Here is a 19,554-nt window from a genome sequence, read left to right on the forward strand (position 1 = left end):
ATTCATATATTGGTGCGGAAGAATCGCCTTTTTTAGAGGTTGTTCAATCGGTGCTGAAAAGCCGACTTTTTGAACTCGCACTTTTAGGAACCGGCATCTTCTTCCACTGTAGCAAACTCGTTTATAACCATGATTAGCACCGGGTAAAACAGCCGTTAAATTCGGGCCGGCGGATTCAAGTTCGCTCGGCCTGCCCCAGCAGTTCGTCCAGCGTGGTCCAAACATAATCCGGCATGACCGGAAACTGTTCCAGATCCCCGAGCGAGGCGACCCCGGTCAGCACAAGCGCTGTCCGCATGCCGTGGCTGGCCCCGAACACGATGTCAGTGTCCAGCCGGTCCCCGACCATGAGACAGCGGTCGCCGCTCGTACCGCTCCATTCCAACACCTTGGCCGCGAAATAGGCGGATGGCTTGCCGATGACCTCGCCCACCGCCCCCATGCTCGCGGCTTCGATCGCCTTGACCATGGACCAGGTGTCGGGAATTAAATCCCCGGCCACCGGGCAGTTGGGATCCGGATTGGCGGCGATCAAGCGCGCGCCGTTTCGCACCGCCTTCATCGCGCGGTGCAGCTTGCCGTAGTCGAACTCCCGGTCCATGCCGACCAGCACATGCGTCGCCTGTACCGGATCGTCCGTCATTTCTACTCCGACTGCTGCGAGTTCATCGCACAGCGCCTGCTCCCCGGCAACGAGCACCCGCACGGCCCCACGCGATTCCAGAAAGTAAGCGGCGGACATAAACCCCGCCGTCACGATTTCTTCCTCATGCGCGGCAAGGCCAAGCTGCAGCAGCCGGTCCCGGCATTCCCTGCGGGTGCGGATGGTCGTATTGCTCAAAAACCTCACTTGTTTGTCCAAGCTTCTTAAATGGCACAGCGTTTCCTGCACGCCGGGCAGCAGGATATCACCCAGAAAGATGGTGCCGTCCAAATCGAAAAAGTACGTTTCAAATGACAGCGTGTCCGGCAATGAATGAACTGCCTCCTTTGGTGCGGACAACACAAAAAAGCCCGTTATGCGGCGCACGGAAGCAGGTTTGGCAAACAGGCCATTCCTTCCGGTACCGCATAAGGGCTTTCTCCTCGTCTCCGACCCTTAAATGATGAAATTTATGAAAAAAACAAACTTCTTACCTTAAGATAAACCTTCCGTGCTATCCCGGTATTAACGTTATGTTAACGGTTTGCAAAAGAGTGCGCAGGATTCACGCCCGTCCCATAACCTTATTCCAGAAACCCGGCCGCTTCGAGGAAACGGTCCAGTATGACCGCCGACTGCGCGCGCGACGACGGGCTTGCTGACGCCAGCCTGTTCCCGGATATGCCGTTAAACAAGCCCGCCTCAAGGACTAGACTCCATTCCGCTTGTCCCCATTTCACCTCGGAGGCGTCGCGGAACCGCTCAAGCGCGCCGGAGCCTCCCGCTGCCGCAGCCTCACCGCCAAAACCGGCCAGCTTCATGGCCCTGGCCATCATAGCCGCCTGTTCGCCGCGGGTTACGGGAGCGCCCGGGCGGAAGGTTCCATCGGCATAGCCGCTCACAAGCCCGGCCGCAGAAGCGGCCCGTACATACGGAGCGAACCAATCGTCCGCGCCGACATCGGACAGCGCCGGGGTCGCCGCGCCCTGCTCCGCCGCGGCCGTGCTTGCGCTGTCGCTTAGCCCCAACGCGCGCACCAGCATCGCCGCAAATTCCGCCCGGGTCACGGCGCGGTCGGGTTCGAACGCTCCGCCGCCGGTGCCGCTCAAGAGCAGCCGGCTCGCCAGCTTCTCGGCCGCGGCTTCGGCCCAGTGGCCGTTCATGTCGGCGAAGTCCTTATTCATGGCAACGGCCGTATAAATCCCGTTGCCGCCATGGGTCAGGACGACTTCCGAGGCGTCCGCCGCATACCCGCCCGGCGTGAAGGCCAGCGCCTTCCGTGTCGTGTCGAACCGTGCGCCGGCGATTTCCATGCCGTTTCCGTTCCCTTTGAGGCCGATATACTTGATGCTGCCAAGGAGCGCGAACGGTACGGCGGACTTGGACGAACTATCCGCCGCCTGCAGGCCGAACTCCACTACAGGCCCGGCCAACGTTCCGCCCGCATGATCGGCGGCGTTCCGTACGGCTTCCGCCTCAGGGCCGTCCAGCCCGCGAACAGTGACGATCAGCTCCAGCGCATCCGCGTTAACGCCGAGCGCCCTGGCCGCCTGTGTGGTATCGAGCTGCCGCAGCGGCAGTCTGTAGCCCGCGTTGAGGTCGGTGTTTACCACCGTCAGCTCCGCTCCACTCGTTCCGGCCGCTTCGGCCAGCACGGACAACGGCAACGTCAGACGCTCGCCCGTAAACTTGACCCCGACCCGCCGGCCGTCCCGGAACGCCTGCTCCAGCTCCGCGGCCGAAACCGTGCCGCCGACGGCATCCACTACGCCTGTCTGCTCAGCTTGGCCTGGCTGCGAAACGCCGCCGGTTCCGGACGCTCCGCTGTTTCCGCTGTTCGTTCCGCCGTTGCCGTTGCCAGGCGAACCGCCGCTGCTGCTGCCACCATTCCCACTGCCCCCGCCGTTGTTGCCATTGTTGCCGCCACCTCCGTTGTTTCCTCCGCTGTTGTTGCCTCCTCCGTTATTGCCTCCTCCGTTGCTGCCTCCGCCGTTATCGCCGCCTCCCGGCGATTCTCCGCCGTTGTCTCCACCGCCGTTAACGGCGATTTCCACGGGCTCGGAGTACAGGTCGTAGGTGCCTTCGCCGTCGATCGCAGCGGAATAGCGCAGCAGCGCGTAGGCTTTACCGGCTCCGATCGCCTTTACCGTCGCTCCGTCCGCCTGTACCGCGTCAGCTCCGGCAATCAGCACGACTTCAGGCTCGACCTCCGTCTTGTCGCCTTTGTACGTCTCCACCCGGGCGCTTAAAGTCCGGCTCTCCCCCTTGTCCAAGGTGATGGCCGGCTCCCGGGCGGCAAGCGAAGCGGCCCAATCGGAAGCGTAATACGTATAATCTGTCGTAATGCCAAACGCGCCCATTTTAAAATACTTGACGATATCCTCACGCTGATTTAGCGTCCACGGGGAAATCAGGAGCCCGCGGTGCTTGGCCGCTTCCATAAATTTCGGACCCAGCCCGTTATAATCGGTATTATAAGTCCAGTTCTGCTTGGATAACGCTTTGAGCGTGTCGCGCAGCGAACCCTCCACATTGTTTTCGCTGGCGATATAGCCGGTCAGCAGGCCCGCGTTCATTTCCGGCATCAAAACCGCCAACCGGTCCAACTGCGCCGGATAAAAGGACATGACATTGACGATATCCTCGGCGTTATGTTTTTTCACGGTGCTGACAAAAGCCTCCACCGCCGCCGGCGTCTCGGTTTTGATCTCGGCGTACACCATCCGCCCTCTGGCGCGGGCCAGCTCCAGCTGTTCGTCCAGCGTCGGCATCCGGACCACCGGAAAACCCTGCGGAAAAGGCTTGTTGGCATTAAACGCCCTAAGCTCGGCCAGCGTATAGTTTTCCACCGGTCCATGGCCGTCCGTCGTCGTTTCCAGCACGGAAGAGTGCGAAATGATCAGGTAGCCGTCTTTGGTCAGGAACATATCGTTTTCAATGTAATCGGCTCCGGCGTCCAAAGCCAAAGTATTGCTTTCGATCGTGTTTTCCGGCGATACGGAAGGCATGCCGCGGTGTCCGATCATATAGACTTTCCGCACCAGTGTCGTATCCCGTCCGTACTGCTTCAACGCTTCATGCGCCTCGGCCGGCTCGGCGGCCACCAGCCCGTTGACCCCAGCCGTAATCATGCGATGCAGTTGCAAAGCGCCGCCGGTGGAGTCCGGCGCTTCTTTGCTCCAGACCATGATCGCCAGCTTCTGCAGGTAGGATACATTCTCGCGGGTCGCCGCGCTTTGCGGCAGCAGCGCGATCCGAGCCTGGCTCGCGGCCGTCTGCCTGCGGATGTCCAGCAGTTCCTCCCGGGAAGGATCGGCGGTGGCGGTGAAATCCAGAATGCCGCGGATCATCGGGTAAGCGGTGCGGGCTCTTTTTACCAGATCCGCCCGGTCCGAAACGATAAACACATCCTCCAGCCCGCGAGCGCGCAGCTCATGAACCAGCCGATCCACGGCCAGCTCTTCGGTGACATAAAAGGCGGGAATGACCTTATCGCCGGCCGCGGCAAGCGCCTCTTCCAGACTTGTTATTTGCTGGCCGCCGCCCGGCTCCATCACGCTCAGCTCCGCGTTCAGGTGAAAAATCGCCGTGGCGGGCAATTGGCTCCCCGTCAGCTTGTCCAGGTCGCCTTGACTCACAATATCTGTCACAATCGTCGGCGCCATAGCAATCCGGGTGTCCGGCTCCGCCACCTTAATGAACGGTTCGATCGCCGGAGCGGGCAGCGGCTGTTCCAGCAGCGTCACTCGGATGTTGTCGATTCTCATGTCGCTGCCGTCCGCCTGAAACCCGATGCCGCCTTTGTCGTAGGCGGTTGCCTTGAGCGAATCGATAATTATCAGCTCGTCCACCCATTCCTGGACCCGGTTCCCAAAGGCTTTCACCGTATAATGCAGTGCCCCCCCTTCCTGCATCGGCTCCGTGTAGGAGCCGCGCTCCATCACGTTCCACTGGTTCGACGCCGTGCGTTCCGCGAATTCAACGCCGTTGTATACGGACGGGTCTTTACGGACGGCCATCTGATAATAAGGATAGTCCCCGCCTTGAATCCGGAACATGATCGAATTCCAGCGCGCGCTGTTATTCGCGGCCGTATTCGTGATGTCCGCCTCGATCGTATAGTTGCCGAACAGCTTCAAATAATCCGGCAGCAGTACCCGGGACGGGTTGTCCGGAGAAGCGGACGCCTGCATCTCAAACGCTCCGCCGCGTACGCCCGCTTTGCCCTCGGATGCTCCCTGAAGGCGGGTCCAAGCCTCGGGAAACGCGCCGTCCGCCAGTCGATCGAAATTCTCTTCATACAGAACGTATTCTTTGTCGTCCGCGGCCTTGGCCACGACGATCAGGCTGAGCTCGGCGCTGTCTTTGCGGACCTTCACCTTGTATACGCCGGGATGCTCCGCCGTCAACTCCCCGCCATCTACACGGATCGCCCCGCCGCTTTCGGCGGACCATTCCACAACGTCACCGCTTAGCTCCGCAGTAGAATAATCACTGGATTCCGCCGTAAACCGGACTGACGCCAGCTTAACCGGAGTTCCGGCATCCGCCAGCAGGTAGCCGGTATCATGCGCCAGCTTCAGCACCTTCGCCCCGGTCAGCGACGGCGTCACCCGAACGGCCCGGCTCGCTTCCGCCTGATGGTACACCGCGGTTATGGTCGCCTCGCCTTCCTTCAACGGAACAGGCCGATTATCAACGATCTTGACCACGCTCTCGTCCGAAGAATATAACTTGAGCTCCTCCCCCGTTACAGGCCCCTCCAAGCCGTCGGAATAGTACACGGTCCCGGTCACCGTCAGCGGTCCGGCCAGCGCTTCCGCCGCAGCCGGCAGGTTCAGCTCAAGCCGGTCCGCCATGATGCGCGTAACCCTCAGGTTGTCGAAGGAGACCGTCATCTGGTCGGCCTGAAAACCCACTTTCCCCCGCTCCAGCAGGTCGCTCTCCAGCGTCCTGTCCATCAACAAGGTAAAATCCGCGTCGTCCTTAGCCTTGATGTATTCCTTGACGTTATTGCCGAACACCCGAACCTTCATCGTATAATCCTCGCCCAGCTCAAGCGGCCGCCATGTTCCGTTCGCCGGGACGGACCAGTTGTTGTCGGGCTTGCGGTAGGCGAATTCGTACGTGCCGTTCTGGCGTACGGCCATTTGATTATAGGGGGCTTTGCCGCTTGCGGAAACCCGGAACATCAAGGCCGCCCAGCGCGCCCCGTTCAGCACGCTTTCAATGCGGACATCGGCCTCCACCGTATAATTATCGCTTTGAACCGGCGCCGTAATCCGCGCCTGCAGCCCTGCCCCATTGCCGTCAAAACGCAGTCTGCCGTTCTGATACGTTTGATACACCGCGTCCGTTACGCTGTAAGTATCTCCGGTGACGGTAGCCGTCTCGTGAATCACCCGGAACGCCGGGCTGCCCGCATTGACATCGGATATCCATCCGGGCGGCACGACCCCTTCCTGCAAATCATCGAAATTTTCTTGAAACAGCACCGGATCAACGGTTCCGGACACCGGACTATCGTAGTCCAGGTTTACCACCCCGTAGCCCGAGGTATCGTTCCAAAAGCTCATCGTATTGTAGGCGCTCCAGTAACTTGACCGCTGTTTGGCCGTATCGGCGGCATCATAACGGTTGGTGACGCCCACCTCGAGGCCGAGCTGCCGGTTCAAGCGAGGATTCGTATTCAGCATATCCCACGGCACGGCAAGCTCCGCGGTCCATCCTTCCGGTGTGGCCTGGATGGCACGAAGCACCTGCTTCTCGTCTTTCCCCGCGTGATTGTTTAAGGCCGCGCCGAACCGGAACTCCGGCGTGCTTGAGCCCTCCGCGTACAAGAGCCCGATCTGCATATCGTTCTGAGCAAACGGCGACGACCGGTGCAGCGCCGGATCGAAGAACAGGTGCAGGCTGTCCTGATCGAACCAATACCCGGACGCTCCGCTAATCGGCGTGTCATCCTCAATCCGCACACCTATGTATAAATAAGTGTCGTCCCACAGCATGCCAAACCGGCTGTCGTCGCTTGCAGACGGATCGGTATGAGCCGCGAGCGGCTCGCTCACGTTCCAGAACGATTCGTCGAGCCTCCCGTCGATCACGGGAGCCGTCAGGGTCCGAGCGGCTCGTATCTCCGCCCTCCCCGGTTCCGCCGCCGCAACCTGCGCGGGCCTAAGTCCGACATCCGCGAGTCCGGCCAGGAGCGACAGAACGGCAATCATATTCAACAGCTTTGTTGCTTTGTACATTCGCGTATCCCTCCTTGTAATAGTGCGAGTTCAAACAGGTTGAAAGATGCGGAACGAACGTCCGTCGTCCAGCGAAAGCGGCGCGGCCCCAAGCTTTTTGGGCAGCACAAAAAACCCTTCTTTTCCGCTCCCGCGAGGCCATGAACCAATCCGGTCCAATTTGTCTTGCGGATAACGTAAAGAGGGTTTTCTCCTTGTCTCTACCCGATATTCAATTGCTTCGAAAAGCTTTAGGGGCCGCCTTCTGCCTGGCCGAACACGAGGTTCTCCAACATCTGACGTTACCTTCACTTTAACGCGGATTTATTAACGCTGTATCATTACCGGGTAAACGGATTGTCAATTCATCTCAGGTGACGTCGGAGTTCATCATGGAATTTTTTTAGCAGGTAATACTGACAGTAGCTGTCAGTGTAAATGATTTATAATGACGAAAGCTTCGAAAAAATGCTTGACCAATTATACGAGGAGGAATAACCATGACGAAATACATTGGAGCAACCGGAAACTATACAAAAAATGGAGTGCCTAACGGATTTACGTCAATAACACCGTTTATCGTAGTGAATCATCCTGCTGAAGCCATCGAGTTTTATAAATCTGTTTTTCACGCAAGGGTTAAGGATATTACGGAGTTTTCGGATGAAAACGGCAATAAAATAGTGGTTCATGCGGAATTGGATTTTGGAAACGGATTTTTACAGTTGGGAGCACCGAATCCGTCCTTTAATCTGGTTTTGCCGCCAGGTCAGGATAATGCCTGTTATTCCTTGGGCATTTATGTCGCTGACGTGGATCAGGTGTTTGAACAAGCTGTGGCAAAAGGTGCGCGAGTCAGAGAAGCCGTTACTAACTTTGTTTCAGGTGACCGGTTCGGAAGTATTTGGGATCCTTTTGGGGTGAGATGGAGCATTATGACCAGGGTTGAGGATTTATCCGAAGAAGAGAGCACCCGGAGAGTGAGAGAATGGGCTGAAAGTTTGAGTGGTAATTGAAAATTCAGGGGCAATATTAAGAAGGCTCTTATGACGGAGCCTTCTTTTTGCCTTGGTTATGTTACTTGCCGCATATAATTTACTGCAAACTCTCTCGTCAATTGCCGATCGAAAACAAGCGTAAGGGAAACCGGATCATTGCCAAAATCGCCGAGGAGACCAACGCCATCGGCGTAACCTGCATTAATCCGGGAGAACTGGCCTCCCATAATGCATTATGAACCGGCACCGAAACGGTCTGGCCGGCAATTCGCGGAGCGCAGATTCCTTTGCAGGATCTCGTTGATTATGTTGAAAAATCTCAGCGGAGAACATAAAGGGAAAAAATGTCGCTATTTGGTCGATATCCCCCATGTAGAATCAAATAGAGGAAATTTATGGCGCTATATTCTTGAATCGCAGGGAAATGACCGTTTTCCGCACCGTTCAATGGGCAATAAGACCATAAAATACCGCTAATGCTGATGAACATTCTCCATTGTGAAAAATAAGACCATAAAGTTCCGTTATTTTCAGAACTGATGATTAGTCGTTCCAATAGCCAGCCGTCAAACACCGATTTCTAGGTTGCGCCTGATTTTACGGGTTATTTTTTGACCGCCACCCATACGGTCCAGCGGTCCTGCTCCACAATGGGGGCCGCGGATTCCGGCAATCTGCCGATGATATAATCGATAAGTTCGGACAGCTCTTTATCGTCGAGTTCAAAAAGCAGGGAGCGCCCTGTCCGGGCGCGCAAATCCTTGCTTAACTCACCGATATCGTTATAGATGCGCCTCGTCTCCCACAGGGAAACGGTTTTCTTCAAATGAAATCCGTTTCTCTCCAGCGCTTGCCGTACTTTGGATAAGGGATGGCGGCGAGCTGTTTCGGCTTGGATCAACCGGGGGTATTTTTCGAAAAAATATCCCCGGATATGACGGCTGTCCCCCGGAAGCAGACAGTCTTTAGGCGTGCGGTCCTGGACGATCAATTCCCCGCCGAGTTTCAAAACCCGACCCGCTTCTTTGAAGCAGGCGTCCAAATCGCCCAAATGATGAATCAGCGCCCGTTCCAGCACCATGTCAAATTCACTTTCGGGCAAACCCGTGCAATAAGCATTCCCGTACGCGAAGGTAACTCCGTCGATCCCTCTGCAATTTTCCGCCGCTCCTTGTAACATCGCCTCGGAGTAATCCACTCCAACAACGCTGGCCGCTCCTATGCCGAGTAAAGCCCTGCTGTAAATTCCGCCTCCGCAGCCAATATCGGCAACGCGCCGATTCGTGACCCCGACCGTTTCCCGCATAAAACCGGTCCAAGATTCGTCTGCATTTCTGCCGGCGTAGAACCTTTGGTTTCCGGGATCGTTAAAGTTGATGGGCATTGGAGACCACTCCTCGCTGAAGTTTACTCTTATTGCACTTAGTTTCATTAAATGAAACTAAGTTTTATTTTTATTATATCAGAAAAGGGCCGGGTACTTCAATTTGCAAAAATGTTATATAGGTAAGTGCAAAACATACAATTATTTTTGGACTATTTTTTGCTATCTCCGGTTTAATTGCAAAACCTGCAGTTAAAGCTGAGCAAAATTCCGCTTATTCCTCTGTCCCTTGTTTTTAGTTGTACTTTTTACAACTATCGCTCCCTTTCGGATTAAGCGCTCTATGTCAAGTGTAAGAAATGCAATTATTTATGATTAACTCCTATTCGCCATGTATCGGGTGCTTATTCGGCTGCCGGTTCGTGAAGAAACTTCCTGCAAGAACAGCAAACCCCCGCGGGTTTGCTGCCGGATGTATATCCGGCCCGTTCCTCGCGAGGGCCCCTTAATGAAACGTGTTAACGGCACTTCAAAGCTAGTTTTTCGCGGTCTCTTTATTTAAAACTCTCGATAAACCGCCGGGCCGCTTGCGAAAGCGGCATATTCCGCATGTTCATGATGCCGACCTGGGACGGCGGCAGCTTGACGTCCAAGCTAATTTCGAACAGCGAGCCTTCCTCCAACTCCTTGGACACGAATTCCCGTGCCACGTAAGAAATCCCCAGTCCCCTGCGCGCCATCTCGATCAGCAGCCCCACGCTGCCGACTTCGATTTCGGGTTTCAGCTCAAAGCCATAGTCTTGAAACAGCTCCGTGATGGCCATCCGCGCCCGGCTGTTGCGCGAAAACAGAATGAGCGGATACTTTATCAGTTCCTCCAGCGTCAGCACCTTGTCCCTGAGCTCCTCATAAAAACTGCAGCCCGCCACAAAGCAATCCTGCAGCTCGATCCCCTGGCGAACCTCAATCTGCGAATCCACAATCGGCATCCGGGCGACCCCCAAATCGATTTTCCCCTCTTTCAGAAACGTCATAATCTCCGGTGTTGTTCCGTGCAGCAGATGAATGCCGATCCCCGGATACCGGACATGGAATCCCTCCACAAAGGGCAGCAAATAATGCTTAAACAGCGAGTCGCTGCCGCCGATCCGCAGTTCGCCGCTGTCGAGGTTTTTCAGTTCGGCCATTTTCTGCTCGGCTGTCGTCATTAAAATATGGGACTGCTCGATATAGGAAAAAAGAACGGCTCCCTCCTGTGTTAAAGAAACTCCCTTGGAATTCCGGTAAAACAAAGTCAGCCCGAAGCTTTCCTCCAGCTGTTTGATCGCATGGCTTACGCTCGGTTGAGTCAGATACAAGGCGTTGGCGGCTTGCGTCAAACTGCCTGTTTTGGCGGCCCAATAAAACACTTTGTACAATTCATAATTAATGCTCATAGATGTGATCTATATCTCCTGTCAAATATATTAATTACATATATGAAGTCTATTCGTATTATAGTGGATTATGAAAAAAGATACCATAGCTTACAGATAGGAGATAGGGTTATTAGATCCCGTCTTCCGTGCATCTTATATGACGTTAGAGAAGCTATGCGAGAGGAGAGAAACGTATGGAAGCCAGCACCTTTGTTTTGTTTGGGGCAACAGGAGATTTGGCCAAACGAAAAATTTACCCTGCCCTGTTTAATCTATTTCTCGACGGCAAACTGCCGCAAACTTTTTCCTTGATTGGCCTGGGCCGGAGAGAATGGTCCGATGACACCTTCCGGGCGAACATCGAACAATCTCTGCGCAGCTTTTCCAGACGGGAATCGGCTGATTCCGGGGCCTTAAACCGGTTTCTGAGCGCGTTCCATTATCAGGTGCTCGACGTGGGCCGCAAAGAGGATTACCTGACATTGCTGCGGTTGATCAAGCAGCGGGAGCAAGCCTTGGGAGCCGCCCCGAACCGGCTGTTTTATTTGTCGGTGGCGCCCGAGCTGTTCGAAACGATTTGCACGAACATTCAGGAAAGCGGACTCGGCTCCGCCAAGGGCTGGAAGCGGCTGATCATCGAAAAGCCGTTTGGACGCGATTTGGAATCCGCCCGCCAATTTAACGCACAGCTGAGCAAAGCCTTTACCGAAGAAGAAATTTTCCGGATCGACCATTATCTCGGCAAACCGATGGTTCAAAAGCTGGAGGTTCTGCAGCAGACGAATCCGGTGCTGCAAGCGGCCTGGAACAACCGCTACATCGCCAATGTGCAAATCACCGCCAGCGAAACGGTCGGCGTCGAGGAACGGGCCGGTTATTACGATAAGTCCGGCGCCGTCAGGGATATGTTCCAAAACCATATGCTCCAGCTCCTGATGATGCTGGCCAGCCATCTGCCGAGCAGCAACAGCCTGGAACAGGTGCGCCAAAACAAAAAGCTGGTGATGGAATCTCTTGAACCGCTGTCGGCTGAAACTGTAGGAGTAAATGTGGTGCGCGGGCAATATACTAATGGAGAAATTCAAGGCAAACCCGTCGTCGGCTATACTTCCGAACCAGGCATTGCCCCAGGCTCCGCCAACGAGACGTTTATCGCCGCCAAGCTGCAGATCGACGATGTCTTTTGGCGCGGAATCCCGTTTTATATCCGGACCGGGAAGCGAATGAAGGAGAAATCGACGCGGATCGTGATCGAATTCAAAGAGCCGGTCAAACAGTCCGCCGCAAAAAAAGACGGTCAGGTGCCCAATCTTCTGGTGTTTGAAATCAGCCCGAACGAAGGCATTTACCTGCAATTGAACTCGGGGGGAATTTCCCATAAACAGGATCTTACCCCGGTGTTGATCGGTCCCGGACAAGGCGGAAGCGCGGTGCCTGAAGCTTACGAAAACTTGATTTTCGATGCCTTGCGCGGGGATTCCACTTATTTTGCCCATTGGGACGAAGTCGAATTGTCCTGGAAATGGGTTCAGCCGATTCTGGACGCATTCGCGGCAAGCCGAGTTCCCCTGCATGATTATCCGGCGGGATCCTTCGGTCCGGAAGCGTCAAACGAATTGCTCGCCAAAGACGGGTATCGTTGGTGGTTCGACGAGGAAACGGACGCCGGCGCCGCAGCTCCATCCGCCGCAAACGACGTTCGGGAAGCCTTGTCTATCAAATAAAGCCAAAATCTATAATTTGGAGGTAAGGACGATGAAATTTTTTATCGACACAGCGAATGTAGAAGACATCAAAAAAGCTTACAAAATTGGTGTTTTGTCCGGAGTGACGACCAATCCTTCCCTCGTCGCCAAGGAAGGCGTGAAATTCGAGGACCGGATCGCCGAAATCCTGCAGACCGTACCCGAAGTCGAATCCGTCTCCGCCGAAGTGACGCCTGACGCATTAACCGCTGAAGATATGATCGCCGAAGCGAACGAGCTGATCAAAATCAACAACAACGATCCCAAGATTACGATCAAGCTGCCGATGACGCTCTCCGGCCTGGAAGCCTGCCGTTATCTTTCCCAAAAAGGCGTAAAAACCAACGTGACGCTCATCTTCACCGTCAACCAGGCGCTGCTTGCCGCACGCGCGGGCGCCACATACGTATCGCCGTTTCTCGGCCGCCTGGACGATATTTCCGAAGACGGTGTGCAGCTTGTTTCGAAAGTGGCCGAAGTCTTCCGCATTCACGGGCTGGAATCGCAAATCATCGCCGCCTCCGTACGCCATCCGGACCACGTGACCCGCGTCGCGCTGGCCGGCGCTCATATCGCCACGATTCCGTTTAGCGTGATCGAACAGTTGACCAAACACCCATTAACCGATCAGGGATTGGAAAAGTTCGCCGCTGACTGGAAAAAATCGCTGTAACTCCCGGATTTCCGGGTTCCTCCTTATGGACCGCCGTCTCGGCCTCGCCGAGACGCGGTCTTTTTGCGTATCGAAGCATGTCCCCGGCCAGGACAACTTGAACACTTTCTCACCGGCAAGGCAGGAACTTTACGGAACTTTGTCGAAATTTAACCTTAACAAACTAGCAGACGGTTGCTGGAATAACACGGGCATGGCGGCGGGCGGCGGCTCCTCTTGCGGAGCGAAACATAAAGGGAAAAAATGTCGCTATTTCGGCGATATCCCCCAAGTCGAGTGAAATAGAGGAAATTTATGGCGTAATTTTCTTGAAACGCAAGGAAACGACCACTTTTCACAACGTCCATAGGAAAATAAGGGCAAAAAATTCCGCTAATGAAGATGAACATGGCCGCTTTGGAAAATAAGACCATAAAGTTCCGCTATTCTTATGAGGTGGGTGGGTGCCCAGCCGCTGATTTGCCGCGTTCTTTCCAGGATCGTTCCGCTAGATTTAAACTCGAGGTGACAAATGTTTTGACTATTCTGAAAAACGATTGGGCCCCGTTCCTGGAGGCCGAATTCGCGAAACCGTACTATTTGCAGCTGCGCAAATTCCTGGCGAACGAATATAAAACACGCACGATTTATCCCGACATGTACGATATTTTTAACGCGCTTCATTATACTTCTTTCGCCGACACGAAGGTCGTTATTTTAGGGCAGGACCCTTATCATGGACCGGGGCAAGCCCATGGGCTAAGCTTTTCCGTGAAACCGGGAATTAAGCCCCCTCCTTCCCTGCAAAATATTTTCAAAGAACTGCAGGACGATTTGGGCTGCTCCATCCCCAATAACGGCCACCTCGTACCGTGGGCCAAGCAGGGCGTGCTGCTGCTCAACACGGTGCTGACCGTGCGCGCGGACACGCCGAATTCCCACAAGGATATGGGCTGGGAAAATTTCACCGACAAAGTGATCGAGACGTTGAACCAAAAAGAAGAGCCGGTCGTGTTCCTGCTGTGGGGCAGCCATGCCCAGAAAAAAGCGGCGCTTATCCATAACAGCAACCATCACCAGATCCGAACGCCGCACCCCAGCCCCTTGTCCGCCCATCGCGGATTTTTGGGCAGCCGGGCTTTTTCGCGGGCAAACCAGTTTTTGCGGGACAAGGGGCTCCCTGAAATCGATTGGCAGCTTCCGAATTTGTAACTCAACTTTCGCAGAACGAAGACCTATTTAAAAATCAGGTGGAGCTATATTCCACGAAATGCAAAAGTGCAGGCGGTTTTTGTCGAAATCCCTCCAAAACGGTGGTTCAAAGGTAAAAATGCAGTTCATTTCCGGTCAAAAGCTACTTTTTTATCGTACAGCCCTAAATGAGATGTACTTTTGCATTTCAATCGCTCTATAATGGTGTTTTACGGAAAATAGCATGCACTTTTGCACTTGATCCCCATTGGACCGTCCTTCTTCGCATGAAAATCGTTACCATTTTTTCTCCCGATAGATGGTGTGGATAGCCCCAATTACATCAAGGTCCTACTAGCCAATTTCATACTGCGAAAGTTGAGTCATGTATTTTAAACTTAGAATACGCTGCGCACCAATCCTCCGTCGATCCGCAGCGCGGCGCCGTTGATCGCCGAGGATAACGGGCTGCTCAAGTAAGTCACGAAATGGGCGATTTCCTCCGGACGGATCAGCCGCTGGATGATCGATGTCGGGCGGTTTTCCGCCATGAATTTCTTTTCTGCCTCTTCGATCGTCAGCTGCTCGTTCGGGTACAGCGTGTCCAGCATCTTCTCCACCCCTTCGGTCAACGTCGAGCCGGGCATGACCGTGTTGACCGTGACCCCGGTCCCTTTCGTCAGTTCGGCCAAGCTGCGGGATACCGAGAGCTGCATTGTTTTCGTCGCGCTGTAATGCGCCATTTCCAGCGACGGCATCACCGCGGCTTCGCTGGCGACGAAGATGACCCGCCCCGTTCTTTTTTCCAGCATCCGTTTTAAATACCCGCGGGTCAACCGGACGCCGCTCATCACATTGACTTCAAAAAACTTGAACCATTGCTCGTCAGGGATATCGAAATATTCGGCCGGCTCAAAAATCCCGAGATTGTTGATCAAAATGTCCAGGTCCGGATAATCGTCCATCACCTTGTTGCATCCATCCTCCGTGCCCAAATCGGCAGCCACCGGTTTCAGCACCGCCGCAGGATACTGCGCTTGAATCTCCGCGATGGCTTGATTTACTTTCTCACCGCTTCTGCCATTTACAAGCACAGTCACGCCTTCCGCCGCCAGCGAAGCGGCAATCGCTTTGCCGATGCCGGCCGTGGACCCGGTAACGAGCGCCGTTTTCCCTTGAAGTTGCAAATCCATGACCCATCCCTCCGTAACTAATCTGATATTCCTGATATATTATGTTATTATGCACCCAGAGACCGGGAAATTAACAGTACGTACTTCGCGGTAACATAGGCACCTAAAAGTGCCTTTGGCGACCGCGCCATCGCCCCTGGAATGAGGAGAACGGTATGAAGCATCTGGCCAATGGCTTGACCCTTAGCCGCATCGTCCTGTCTTTCATATTAATTTTTCCACGATCACCGCCTTGGAAGAGCTGCTGATTCATCTGACCTCGCGGAAGCTCGACCTTAACCGGCAAAGCTTGTTCGCGGGCAAAGATCGGGGACGGCGTGCTCCGATGAACCGATACTAACTTTTACTCTTGCTTCTCCAAGGCTTCGGCCAAAGACACAAGCTTGTTTACCGTCTTCCAGTTGCGAACGGTGACGGATTCGTCCAGCTTCTGCAGATTCGCCGCCAGCTTGGAGTTGCGGACGCTATCGGAGAACAGCAGATAAACCTCCCTGCCAGCCGTGCGGAATTGCTCCTTGTCGTTCGCGTAAACGGCAAATCGCTCCAGCGCCTCCGCCGAAGGCTCGCCCGGCAAAAACGCCACGTACAAGCATTCTCCCACCGCAGTCGATTCCGCCGCGGATACTTCCTCTGCCGTAAACGGGCAGCCTGCCGCTGCGCCTTGCAGCTCCGCAGCCGTTCTTAAGACGACAGGAACGTCCAAGCCGAAGTCCTGGCGGATAATCTGTTCGATCCGTACGGCCAGCGCCCCCTCTCCCTCATCCGATGCGAACAGCACATTTCCGCTTTGAATATAGGTTTGCACCTCTTTTAAACCGTTGTCCGTTAATGATCGTTTCAAATCCGCCATCTTGATCTTGTTTTTGCCACCGACGTTAATGCCCCGCAGCAGCGCAATATAAACTGTCATGTTCCATCCTCCCTGAACTTGTACTCGGGCAACCGCCATAAATCCACTATACACCAAACCACAGATTAACCTATAAATGAGTGTTCAAAAAGCCGGCTTTTCAGCATCGAGAAGGTTAAGGGTAACAGGCGCCCAGCTTTCGCATAGTGTATAGGAAAACCGTTCATAGAAAGGAGAACGTTTCCTTGTTCAATTACTACTATCGGCACTGCCCCGCTGAGCACTATCCTTATACGATTCAGCCCGGAGACACGCTGAATTACATCGCGTTCCGGCTGGAATCAAGCGTGTCGCGAATTCTCGCGGCCAACCCGGGGATCGACCCGAACAATCTCCAGGTCGGCCAGGTAATCTGCATCCCGTCCTGTCCGCCCAACCACTTTTCAAAAATCATCGAGCCCGGGGATACGCTGTATGCCATCGCGCAGGCCTACGGAGTCAGCGTTTCCAGCATTTTGGAGGCCAACCCGGGAACGGATCCGAATTCCTTACGGGTCGGCCAGCGCCTCTGCATCCCCGCCATCGGGGCCGGAGGAGCGGCCGATATCTCGGGGATTCGCGAGACGCTCACCGCGATGCAAAGCGACATCAACATGCTGAAGGCCGAGAGTAGCGTGCAGCAGACAGAGGAAGCCAACTACGGCTCTTCCAAACAAACGACCCGCGTGCTTAGCGTAACGCAACGCGAAATCCGGTTTGAAGCCGTTCCCGTCACGTTCGCCGGCTCCTACCGCGGCCATTACACCGGAGGCAAAAGCTATCCCTACTACCTGGATGCCGCCATGGGTGGACGGCGGGGGATCACGGTCAAAGACAATTTCGGGGTGTGGCATTCCTTCAATTACACGGTAGAAACAGGGGCGCAATAGATGTTGTATGCAGCGCTTCGGGAAGGTATAATGTTAAGGATCACATTTGCATTGGAGTGACTTTTGAATCATGATCCATTACATTCGCTTGCGTTAATGAAAGGTACGGATGGCGTAAACTCGGCTTTTTTTGAATTGTAGCTGCCGGGTTTATTTATCTGTGCCTTTTTTCATTCACGTAAATACGAATGAGAATGGGGTGTTTCTATGTCCACCAATGGAAAAATTACCGCATGGCAATCCCTTTTTGCCGAATATGAGCATCTGTTTATTTGCCCGATCTGTTCCGGCCGCATGGCCGTTGACCATTTAAAAAGCCTGATCTGCCCGCAGGGGCATTGTTTTGATTTGGCCAAGCCCGGTTATGTTCATCTGCTGCCGCGCGCCGCCAAAGCGACTAAATACGATGGGCGGCTGTTCGAAGCACGCCAGCTTCTCCATGAGCGCGGTTATTTCGAACCGCTGATCTCCGCCCTTTGCGCCGAAATCGCCAACCGGCTGCCCGCCTTGGCTCCCGATAAACCTGTAATCATGGATGCGGGCTGCGGCGAAGGCTCCCATCTGTCCGCCATTTTGCACAAGTTAGAGGCCGGTTCGCTGGGCGCTCCACTGGGAATCGGCATCGACATATCCAAGGAAGGCATCCGCCTGGCAGCCAAACATGCCGCAGCAGCCGTCCAAAACGGCCGTAAGGAGCGTCCCGATATCCTATGGTGTGTCTCCGATTTGGCCAACAGCCCTTTTGCGGACGGGCGAATACACTGCATTCTCAACCTGCTGTCGCCTTCCAATTATGCGGAGTTTAAACGCCTGCTTGCGCCTGGCGGGCTGCTGATCAAGGTTGTTCCCGAGACGGAGTATCTGCAGCCTTTGCGCGCACGGTTTTACGGGGACGGTGCGAAAAAATCGTATTCGAATGCCCGCACCGTCGAACGTTTTGCGGAGCATTTTGAGCTCGTCCTTTCCCGGCGGATTCAGTATCCCGTCACGCTGCGGCATGACGAGATCGGGCATTTGGTGGCGATGACCCCCTTGCTTTGGAATCTGCCGGAGGAGCAGGTGTCCCGGATCACCTGGCAGCAACAGCTGACCGTAATGTTCGATTTCCGCATTTTAATCGGGACAAAGAAGCATTGATTGTGAATGAAACACGCTGGACGCGAGCATCCGGGGTTAAAACCCGGCTGCTCGCGTTTTTTTCGTGCCAGAATGGGAATAAAAATTAGGGTACACCTAATCTGGAGGAGATTCCCTGATGAAGCTGACGCCGGAACAGCACGTTCAACTGCATGGATTCAACAATCTGACCAAAACACTAAGCTTTAATATGTACGATATTTGTTACACCCGGACAAAGGAAGAACGCGAAGCCTACATCTCCTATATCGACGACGAGTACAATTCGGACCGTCTGACAAACATTCTCCGCAATGTGGCGAACATCATCGGCGCCCATGTGCTGAACATCGCCAACCAGGATTATGTCCCCCAGGGGGCCAGCGTCACGATGCTCGTCTCCGAAGGTCCGGTGGTGGAGGTGCCTACCGAATCTTTTGCCCAATCTCCCGGTCCGCTTCCCGAATCCGTCGTCATGCAGCTCGACAAAAGCCATATCACCGTCCATACCTACCCGGAATACGATCCGAACGAAGGCATCAGCACCTTCCGGGCCGATATCGATGTCTCCACCTGCGGCGAAATTTCTCCACTGAAGGCGCTCAACTACCTGATCCATTCGTTTGATTCGGACATTATGACGATCGATTACCGGGTCAGGGGGTTCACCAGGAATATTAACGGCCAGAAGCTGTTTATCGATCACGATATCAGCTCGATTCAAAATTATATTCCCGATGAAGCGATCGAACTTTACCAAATGATCGACGTCAACGTGTATCAGGAGCATATTTTTCATACGAAATGCAAGCTGAAGCAGTTTGATTTAAACAATTATTTGTTCGGTTACACAAAAGAGACGCTGACGCCCGAGGAGCAAAAGGAAATGACGGAAAGGCTCATTGCGGAAATGGATGAAATCTTCTACGGCAAAAATATCGAGCCGGCTCGGGTGGAGGATCCCCATTAACCTAGAGGCTGCCCCTGACCAGAACAGGTTACGGGCAGCCTCTTCTATGCAAGGAAGTGCGAATGCCTTAAATTTTATAAATGATAGTTCTAAAGTAATATTTTGTAGATTTTTGATAAATATTAGGCTCTAATTATAGAATTCTATGACATCTTTTGGTATATTATGGATAGGTCGGATAACTTATCCTCTCGCTAGTCTGCTACTCACCCCCTTATATTGAAACTGAAAGTGAGGTGAACAGATCGTTTTATTGGTTTAGACGTTACTCCGACCAGCATAATTTCGGGTTTTA

General features: G+C 54.1%; 13 protein-coding genes. 7 read left to right on the forward strand and 6 right to left on the reverse strand.

All coding sequences use genetic code 11. From position 1 onward, the window contains the following. Nucleotides 1-175 precede the first annotated feature (175 nt). Both ACLD72_RS09570 and ACLD72_RS09575 read right to left on the reverse strand, forming a co-directional pair. The gene (locus tag ACLD72_RS09570) at nt 176-973 is read right to left on the reverse strand and encodes an HAD-IIA family hydrolase (protein ID WP_411000232.1); all 798 of its coding nucleotides are present in this window, start codon (nt 971-973) and stop codon (nt 176-178) included. Nucleotides 974-1,227: 254 nt separating this feature from the next. Then, nucleotides 1,228-6,894 (reverse strand): glycerophosphodiester phosphodiesterase family protein, encoded by a 5,667-nt coding sequence (locus ACLD72_RS09575; RefSeq protein WP_411000230.1) that lies wholly within the window; start codon nt 6,892-6,894, stop codon nt 1,228-1,230. Nucleotides 6,895-7,373: 479 nt separating this feature from the next. Here ACLD72_RS09575 and ACLD72_RS09580 point away from each other — a divergent pair, with 479 nt between their 5' ends. Beyond that, on the forward strand, nt 7,374-7,889 hold the full coding sequence (locus ACLD72_RS09580) for a VOC family protein (protein ID WP_411000228.1): 516 nt from the start codon (nt 7,374-7,376) through the stop codon (nt 7,887-7,889). Between the two features lie 586 nt (nt 7,890-8,475). Here ACLD72_RS09580 and ACLD72_RS09585 read toward each other — a convergent pair. Together ACLD72_RS09585 and ACLD72_RS09590 are read right to left on the reverse strand one after the other, a co-directional pair. Next, entirely contained in the window at nt 8,476-9,255 is a 780-nt protein-coding gene (locus tag ACLD72_RS09585; protein WP_411000224.1) for a class I SAM-dependent methyltransferase, read from the reverse strand. Nucleotides 9,256-9,749: 494 nt separating this feature from the next. Then, nucleotides 9,750-10,631 (reverse strand): LysR family transcriptional regulator, encoded by an 882-nt coding sequence (locus ACLD72_RS09590; RefSeq protein WP_411000222.1) that lies wholly within the window; start codon nt 10,629-10,631, stop codon nt 9,750-9,752. Between the two features lie 176 nt (nt 10,632-10,807). On the opposite strand from ACLD72_RS09590, the gene zwf reads away from it, so the two are divergent. From zwf to ACLD72_RS09605, 3 genes are all read left to right on the forward strand, one after another. Continuing rightward, the gene (zwf, locus tag ACLD72_RS09595; RefSeq protein ID WP_411000220.1) at nt 10,808-12,337 is read left to right on the forward strand and encodes a glucose-6-phosphate dehydrogenase; all 1,530 of its coding nucleotides are present in this window, start codon (nt 10,808-10,810) and stop codon (nt 12,335-12,337) included. A gap of 31 nt (nt 12,338-12,368) precedes the next feature. Then, nucleotides 12,369-13,031: a fructose-6-phosphate aldolase gene (gene fsa / locus ACLD72_RS09600; RefSeq protein WP_411000218.1), complete on the forward strand. Its 663-nt coding sequence runs from the start codon at nt 12,369-12,371 to the stop codon at nt 13,029-13,031. Between the two features lie 516 nt (nt 13,032-13,547). Continuing rightward, entirely contained in the window at nt 13,548-14,222 is a 675-nt protein-coding gene (locus ACLD72_RS09605) for a uracil-DNA glycosylase (protein ID WP_411000216.1), read from the forward strand. Nucleotides 14,223-14,599: 377 nt separating this feature from the next. On the opposite strand, the gene ACLD72_RS09610 is transcribed toward ACLD72_RS09605, so the two are convergent. Beyond that, nucleotides 14,600-15,394 carry an SDR family NAD(P)-dependent oxidoreductase gene (locus ACLD72_RS09610; protein ID WP_411000214.1) on the reverse strand — a complete coding sequence of 265 codons (795 nt, stop codon included), beginning with the start codon at nt 15,392-15,394 and terminating at the stop codon, nt 14,600-14,602. Between the two features lie 343 nt (nt 15,395-15,737). Continuing rightward, a complete protein-coding gene (locus ACLD72_RS09615; RefSeq protein ID WP_411000212.1) occupies nt 15,738-16,304 on the reverse strand; it encodes a DUF1697 domain-containing protein in 567 nt (188 codons plus the stop codon). Between the two features lie 185 nt (nt 16,305-16,489). On the opposite strand from ACLD72_RS09615, the gene ACLD72_RS09620 reads away from it, so the two are divergent. From ACLD72_RS09620 to speD, 3 genes are all read left to right on the forward strand, one after another. Next, the gene (locus ACLD72_RS09620) at nt 16,490-17,173 is read left to right on the forward strand and encodes a LysM peptidoglycan-binding domain-containing protein (protein ID WP_411000210.1); all 684 of its coding nucleotides are present in this window, start codon (nt 16,490-16,492) and stop codon (nt 17,171-17,173) included. Between the two features lie 207 nt (nt 17,174-17,380). Then, nucleotides 17,381-18,310 carry a putative RNA methyltransferase gene (locus ACLD72_RS09625; protein WP_411000208.1) on the forward strand — a complete coding sequence of 310 codons (930 nt, stop codon included), beginning with the start codon at nt 17,381-17,383 and terminating at the stop codon, nt 18,308-18,310. 118 nt (nt 18,311-18,428) lie between these two features. Next, nucleotides 18,429-19,259, forward strand: a complete 831-nt coding sequence (gene speD, locus ACLD72_RS09630; protein ID WP_411000206.1) for an adenosylmethionine decarboxylase — start codon at nt 18,429-18,431, stop codon at nt 19,257-19,259. Nucleotides 19,260-19,554 lie beyond the last annotated feature (295 nt).

The sequence above is a fragment of the Paenibacillus lacisediminis genome (assembly GCF_046567315.2).